The 6,808-nt window shown below is 69.6% G+C and carries 7 protein-coding genes; all 7 read left to right on the top strand.

Annotated features, from left to right (window positions below):
* The coding region (locus RMN86_RS13115) for an acyl-CoA dehydrogenase family protein (RefSeq protein WP_309606295.1) at nucleotides 1–647 on the top strand (647 nt) is incomplete at its 5' end.
* A gap of 185 nt (nucleotides 648–832) precedes the next feature.
* Nucleotides 833–2,086 (top strand): EAL domain-containing protein, encoded by a 1,254-nt coding sequence (locus tag RMN86_RS13110; protein ID WP_309606294.1) that lies wholly within the window; start codon nucleotides 833–835, stop codon nucleotides 2,084–2,086.
* Nucleotides 2,087–2,348: 262 nt separating this feature from the next.
* Nucleotides 2,349–3,212, top strand: coding sequence for a TIGR01459 family HAD-type hydrolase (locus RMN86_RS13105; protein WP_309606293.1), 864 nt, complete (start codon nucleotides 2,349–2,351; stop codon nucleotides 3,210–3,212).
* Nucleotides 3,213–3,263: 51 nt separating this feature from the next.
* Nucleotides 3,264–3,698, top strand: coding sequence for a MaoC family dehydratase (locus tag RMN86_RS13100; protein WP_309606292.1), 435 nt, complete (start codon nucleotides 3,264–3,266; stop codon nucleotides 3,696–3,698).
* Complete coding sequence (locus tag RMN86_RS13095) at nucleotides 3,695–4,645, top strand: bifunctional riboflavin kinase/FAD synthetase (protein ID WP_309606291.1); 951 nt, start codon at nucleotides 3,695–3,697, stop codon at nucleotides 4,643–4,645. The genes RMN86_RS13100 and RMN86_RS13095 overlap by 4 nt, the downstream gene beginning before the upstream one ends.
* Nucleotides 4,646–4,867: 222 nt before the next feature.
* Nucleotides 4,868–6,556 carry a gamma-glutamyltransferase gene (gene ggt, locus RMN86_RS13090; protein ID WP_309606290.1) on the top strand — a complete coding sequence of 563 codons (1,689 nt, stop codon included), beginning with the start codon at nucleotides 4,868–4,870 and terminating at the stop codon, nucleotides 6,554–6,556.
* 41 nt (nucleotides 6,557–6,597) lie between these two features.
* The coding region (locus RMN86_RS13085) for a fumarylacetoacetate hydrolase family protein (protein WP_309606289.1) at nucleotides 6,598–6,808 on the top strand (211 nt) is incomplete at its 3' end.

The following is a 6,808-nucleotide window of genomic DNA, read 5'->3' as shown; positions in this document are numbered from 1 at the left end:
CCGACGTCTGCCTGGTGTGGGCGAAGCTGGAGGGCGTGATCCGGGGCTTCCTGGTGGACCGCGGGTCCGAGGGACTGACGACGCCGAAGATCATGAACAAGCTCTCGCTCAGGGCCTCGGTGACCGGCGAGATCGCGCTCGCCGATGTGTTCGTGCCGGAAGACCTGATGCTGCCAAACGTCTCGGGGCTGCGCGGCCCGTTCTCCTGCCTGAACAAGGCCCGCTACGGCATCGCCTGGGGGGCCATGGGCGCCGCCGAGTTCTGCCTGCATGCCTCAAGGGAATATACCCAGACCCGCAAGGTGTTCGGCAAGCCACTGGCCGCCCGCCAGCTGGTCCAGAAGAAGCTCGCCGACATGCAGACCGAGATCGCGCTGGGCTTCGAGGGCGCGCTGGCGCTCGGCCGGCTGATCGACCAGGGCGCCTGGGTTCCCGAGGCCATCAGCCTGATGAAGCGCAACAACTGCGGCAAGGCGCTGGCCATCGCGCGCGAGGCCCGCGACATCCACGGCGGCAACGGCATCTCCGGCGAGTACCATGTGATGCGGCACGCGGCGAACCTGGAGACGGTCAACACCTATGAAGGCGCCCACGACGTCCACGCCCTGATCCTGGGGCGCGCGATCACCGGCGAGAACGCATTTTAGCCTGTTCGCCCCTCCGGCCTGTGATCGCCTTCGCCCAACGGGGAGGTGACACGCATGTCGAAGGGTCGCGTCCCGGATGGTGGTGTGGCAGGCCGCGCGAGACGCTCGACGCCGGCGGACGTTAATCATTCGACTTGAAGCGCGGGCGCGGCGGATACTGGCCGGGTGATTCGGATGGCGGGACCATGCGACGGCTGACGCTCGCGCTGCTCTGCGCAACCTATCTGTGCCTCTCGTTGATCGTTTCGCTGACCCTGTGGCGCAACGGTGGCGGGTGGGGCGCGGGCGTAGCCGCCCTGGTGGGCGGACTGGGGCTGTGCTTCGCCTTCCACGGCCTGATCGAACGCGCGCTGGAAACCGGCGCGATCCGGAGCGACGTCGAGGCCGTGCGCGAGGCGCACGCGATCCTGCTCAGTCAGGTGGAGGCGCTGGACGCCCGGGTCAGCGAGATCTTCGACACCGTCGCCGACGACGCCCAGCGGTCCGAGGCGCTGGTCGACGAGGTCCACATGCTCGAGGACCTGGTCGATCGGATGCGCCGCCGGCTCGACGATCAGGGCGACGAACCGGCCTTCCCAGTCCGCCTGGGCGGCGACCCCGGCCAGACGCCGGCCCTGCTGGAGACCGTGCGCGAAGCCCTCGCCGAGAACCGCGTCGACCTCTTCCTGCAGCCGATCGTCGGCCTGCCGCAGCGCAAGACCCAGTTCTATGAGAGCTTCTCGCGGCTGCGCGACGAGAGCGGCCGGGTGCTGATGCCGGCGGAATATCTCAGCGTCGCCGAGCCCGGCGGCCTGGTCACCGCCATCGACAACCTGCTCCTGTTCCGCTGCGTGCAGATCGTGCGCCGGCTGGCCAGGCAGGACCGCAAGATCGGCATCTTCTGCAACGTCTCCATGGCCAGCCTGGCCGACGAGAGCTTCTTCCCCCAGTTCCTGGAGCTGCTGACCGTGAATAAGGACCTGGCCGGCGCCTTGATCTTCGAGATCGGCCAGCAGGCGTTCGACGCGCGCGGCTCGGTCGAGGCGCGCAACATGGGCAAGCTCGCCGACCTCGGCTTCCGCTTCAGTCTCGACAAGCTGGTCGACCTCGATATCGACCTGCAGGACCTTTCGCGCTCCGACGTGAAGTTCATCAAGGTGGGCGCCCAGCTGTTGCTGGAGGAGCTGACCGAGCGCGACGGCCGGCTGGTCCTGCGCTCGCTCCCGGACCTCGCCGCCGAGGATTTCACCACGCTGACGCGGCGCTACGGCGTCAGCGTGATCGCCGAGAAGGTCGAGAGCGAACGCCAGGTGGTCGATATCCTTGAGCTCAACATCGACCTGGGCCAGGGCCATCTGTTCGGCGAGCCTCGGGCGATCAAGGAAGCGGTGCTCAGCGAAGCCGGCCCGCCGCCGCCCGTGCTGCGACCGCAGTTCCCGCGCCGCGCGGCCTACGGCTAGACGAAATTCACACAACTCATTGATATTATAATCATAGGTCGTCATGGTCCGGCTTGTCCGGGTCACCTATGATCACCGGGTCGCCATCCTAGGATTGGTAGCGGCGCCATCTTCGCACGCGCGACGCCGAGATCCTGGGTCGCCCGAACAAGTCGGGCGATGACGATCAAAGGAGGGAGGGCTGTTGGGTCGCGACCCTAGACTTCGCGGCTGGGCTCCAAGCCACATTGACCGCGCCGGGCCGCACCGCTACCGCCCGGCGATGACCGCTCCCCAGTCGGCCGCCGGCCTTTCCCAGCTTTCCAGCCGTTACGACGTGCTGCTGTGCGACGTCTGGGGGGTGATCCACAACGGTCGCGAGAGCTTCCCGGCGGCCTGCGCGGCGCTGGCCCGGTTCAAGGCCGAACGCGGGCCGGTGATCCTGATTTCCAACGCGCCGCGCCCCTGCGGCCCCGTGATCGAGCAGCTGGACGGCCTGGGCGTGCCGCGCGACGCCTGGTCGCGGGTGGTGACCTCGGGCGACGCCACGCGGCTGTTGCTGGCGGCGCGCGCGCCTGGCCCCGCCTGGAAGATCGGGCCCGACCGCGACGATGCGCTCTACGAGGGCCTGGAGCTCACCTTCGCCGACCTGGAGGCTGCCGCCTTCATCTCCGTCACCGGCCCCTATGACGACGAAGCCGACGAGCCCGGCGACTATCGCGAGCGGTTCCTCGCCTGCATCGAACGCGACCTTGAGATGATCTGCGCCAACCCCGACATCGTCGTCCAGCGCGGCGAGCAGCTGATCTATTGCGGCGGCGCGCTCGCCCAACTCTACGCCAGCCTGGGCGGGCGGGTGACCATGGCCGGCAAGCCCTATCCGGCGATCTATGAGCTGGCCTTGGCTGAGGCCGCCCGGCGCCTGGCCGGTCCGCTCGACGCCGCCCGCGTGCTCTGCATCGGCGACGGCCTGCCCACCGATGTGCGCGGGGCCAATGCGCGGGGGCTGGACGTGCTGTTCATCGCCAGCGGCATCCATGGCGCGGAGACGATCGGCCCGGACGGCCTCAATACCGCGGCCGTGGCCGACCTGCTGCGCCAGGACGGCCTCACCGCCACCTGGGCCATGGCCGACCTGGTCTGGTGACTTGCCGCGTTCCTGGCTAAGTGGAGCGGCTGGGGCTAAGGGGAGCGATCGATGCAGGGTCTCTATTTCGACGAGCTGAGCCTGGGCCAGAGCGCCGAGACCAGCCAGGTGGTCGGCGCCGCCGACATCGAGGCCTTCGCCGCGGTCTCCGGCGACGTCAATCCGGTGCATCTGGACGAGGCTTACGCCAGGACCACTCCCTTCGACGGGCGGATCGCCCACGGTATGCTGGCGGCGGCCTATATCTCCGCGGTGATCGGCAACCGGTTGCCGGGGCCCGGCGCGATCTATCTGTCGCAGTCGCTGCGTTTTCGCCGGCCGGTGAAGATCGGCGACCAGGTGACCGCGCGGGTGACCGTCAAGGCCCTGGATGCGGACAAGGGTCACGCCACCTTCGACACCGTCTGTCTGGTCGCGGGCAAGACCGTGGTCGAGGGCGAGGCGCTGATCATGGTCCCGCGGCGGGGCGGCGCGGCCGGCGCATGAGGCGGCTGCGCGTCATCCGCGGCTGGAAGGACCTGTCGCCCGGCGACCGGGGCGCGGCGCTGGCCATGGGCAGTTTCGACGGGGTGCATCGTGGCCACCAACGGGTCATCGCCCTGGCCGCCCGGGCCGCCGGCGAGCTCGGCGCGCCGCTGGGCGTGATCACCTTCGACCCGCATCCGCGCGTCTACTTTCGCCCCGGCGAACCGGCCTTCCGGCTGATGCAGCCTGACCAGCAGGCGCGCGCGCTGGAGGCCATGGGCGTCGATATCCTCTACGTCCTGCCTTGGGACGCCGAGCTCGCCAACATGACCGACCGGGACTTCGCCGCCAGCGTTCTGCACCGGGGCCTTGGCGCGCGCCACGTGGCCGTGGGCTTCGACAACTCCTTCGGCAAGGACCGCACCGGCAGTCCGGAGACGATGCGCGCCTACGGCGCTGAACTGGGCTTCGGCGTCTCCGTGGCCGAGGCGGTGGAGGACGGGGCCGGCGAGAAGTTCTCCTCGACTCATGTTCGCGAAGCCCTGCGCGACGGCCGGCCCGGCGACGCGGCCGCCATCCTCGGCCGGCCCTTCGCCATCGAGGGCGCCGTGCAGCGCGGCCGACAGCTCGGCCGCACCCTGGGCTTTCCCACCGCCAATGTGGCGCTCACCGACTATGTGATCCCGCGGTTCGGGGTCTATGCCACGCGCACCCGCCTGCCCGACGGCCGCCACGTGCCCGGCGTCGCCAACATCGGCGTCAATCCGACCATCGAAGGCGTGCGCATCCCGCTGCTGGAGGTCTGGCTCTTCGACTTCGACGAAGACATCTATGACCAGGTCATCGAAACCGACCTGATCGCCTTTCTGCGACCCGAGCTGAAGTTCGACGGCCTGGAGACCATGACCGCCCAGGTGATGAAGGACGCGCGAGCCGCGCGGGATCTGCTGATGCCGCCGTTGGAATAGGCGACCGCCCCCTTGGCGATCGCCGCGAAAGCCAGGGGGATCAGCGTCGCTGGGCGCCGAACCTGGGTCAACAGGCGCGGGATTTTCCCGCCATCCCGGCCGCAGGGCCGGGGTGACAGGATCGGGGATTGGTTTGACGCGATCTTCGCCGCGAGCTGATCGTGTCTTGTCAGTCTCAGGCTGAGTTGCGTAGGTCGGGGGACGGATGATGGAGCTTTGCCCTTGCGCCTGTTGAAGACCCTGTTCGCCGCCGCCGTTTCGCTGGCGCTGGCCGTCGGATCGGCCGCCGAGTCGGCCGCCGCCATGGGGCCGCGCGGGCTGGACGCCGGGGCGGTGGCCTCGCCGGACCGGTATGGGGCGATGGCCGCGCGCGAGGTGCTGAAGGCCGGGGGCAATGCGGTGGACGCCGCGGTCGCCACCGCCTTCGTGCTGGCGGTCACCTACCCGGAAGCGGGCAACCTCGGCGGCGGCGGGTTCATGACTCTGCTGGTCGACGGCAAGCCCTATTTCCTCGACTACCGGGAGACCGCGCCCGCCCGGGCCAGCGCCGGCATGTACCTGGACGCCAAGGGCGATCCGATCGTCGCGCTGAGCCTCGTGGGACCGCTGGCCGCCGGCGTGCCCGGCACGGTGCGCGGCCTGGAGGCGGCGCACGCCCGTTTCGGCAGGCTCGCCTGGGCGCGGGACATGGCGCCGGCGATCCGGCTGGCGCGGGACGGCTTTGTGGTGACGCCGGGCGGCGCCAAGGAACGGACCGCGGCGCAGGCGGCCTTCGCCGGGACCAACTTCGACCGCGACTTCGCGGGACTCGTGGCCGGGTGGAGGTTCCGCCAGCCGGAGCTGGCCGCAACCTTGCAACGCATCGCCAAGGCCGGCGCGAAAGACTTCTACGAGGGCCGCACGGCGGACCTGATCGTCGCCCAGATGGACCGGGGACCGGCCAAGGGCCTGATCAGCCGCGCGGACCTGGCCGGCTACAAGGTGGCCTGGCGCGCGCCGGTGGAGGGCGACTGGCGCGGCTTCCACGTGATCACCGCCCCGCCGCCCAGCTCCGGCGGCATCGCGCTGCTGCAACTGCTGGCGATGAAGGCCGATGACGCGGCGCTGTTTGCCGGCGTCGGCCTGAACACCCCGCAGTATATTCACCTGGTCGCCGAGATCGAGAAGCGGGTGTTCGCCGACCGGGCCGAGTACCTGGGCGATCCGGACTTCTGGACGGTCCCGGTCGCGGCGCTGACCGACCCCGCCTATATGGCGCGGCGCGCGCGCGAGGTGGATCCGGTGAAGCCCTCGGCGCTGGCGGCGGTGAAGGCCGGCCTGGAGAAACCGCAGACCACCCACTTCTCGGTGGTCGACCGCTGGGGCAATGCGGTGTCCAACACCTATACGCTGAACGGGTCGTTCGGAGCCGGCGTGGTGGTCGAGGGCGCGGGGTTTCTGCTGAACGACGAGATGGATGATTTCTCCGTCAAGCCCGGCGCGCCCAACCAGTTCGGGGTGGTGGGCGGCGCCGCCAACGCCATCGCGCCCGGCAAGAGGCCCCTGTCGTCGATGACGCCGACGATTCTGACGCGGGACGGGCGGGTCGCCATGGTGATCGGCACGCCCGGCGGGTCGCGGATCTTCACCTCGGTGTTCCAGGTCCTGGCTGACGTTTACGATTTCAACCTGCCGCTGCCGGGGGCGCTGGCGGCGTTGCGTTTCCATCACCAGCTGTTGCCGGAAAACACGATCTTCTCCGAGCCCTATGCGGCCTTCCCGCCCAGGCTGAAGGCGGCTTTGGCGGCGCGGGGCTACCGCTTCGAGGACCAGGGCTACAACGGTGACATCGAGGCGATCCAGGTGGTCGGTCGCACGCCCAGGGCGGCCTCCGATCCCCGGGCGCGCGGCGTGTCGCTGGTGGTGCGCTGACGGGCTTCACTTGAGCGCGGGTCCGGCGTAAGCGAGCGGCCATGAGCGCATATCTGTTCGATCCGCCTACCGTCGTCACCGTGCCCGTGGAAGGCGAGGCGGCGTTTCCGGTCCGTCGCATCCTCTGTGTAGGGCGCAACTACTGGGCGCACCGCAAGGAGATGGGGGGCGAGGACCGCGATCCGCCGTTCTTCTTCGCCAAGCCCGCCGACGCCATCGTGGCCCCGGGCGGGGATGTTGCGTATCCACCCA

This window comes from Phenylobacterium sp. (genome assembly GCF_031360265.1).
In the GTDB taxonomy this organism is placed as follows: Bacteria; Pseudomonadota; Alphaproteobacteria; order Caulobacterales; family Caulobacteraceae; genus Phenylobacterium.
Note: the sequence above shows the minus strand (reverse complement) of the source record. Positions and strands in the feature narration are given on the sequence as shown.

Bases quoted from the DNA above. Each gene is read 5' to 3' on its own strand.
- RMN86_RS13110 (WP_309606294.1), top strand. From the start codon at position 833: ATGCGACGGCTGACGCTCGCGCTGCTCTGCGCAACCTATCTGTGCCTC.
- RMN86_RS13105 (WP_309606293.1), top strand. From the start codon at position 2,349: ATGACCGCTCCCCAGTCGGCCGCCGGCCTTTCCCAGCTTTCCAGCCGT.
- RMN86_RS13100 (WP_309606292.1), top strand. From the start codon at position 3,264: ATGCAGGGTCTCTATTTCGACGAGCTGAGCCTGGGCCAGAGCGCCGAG.
- RMN86_RS13095 (WP_309606291.1), top strand. From the start codon at position 3,695: ATGAGGCGGCTGCGCGTCATCCGCGGCTGGAAGGACCTGTCGCCCGGC.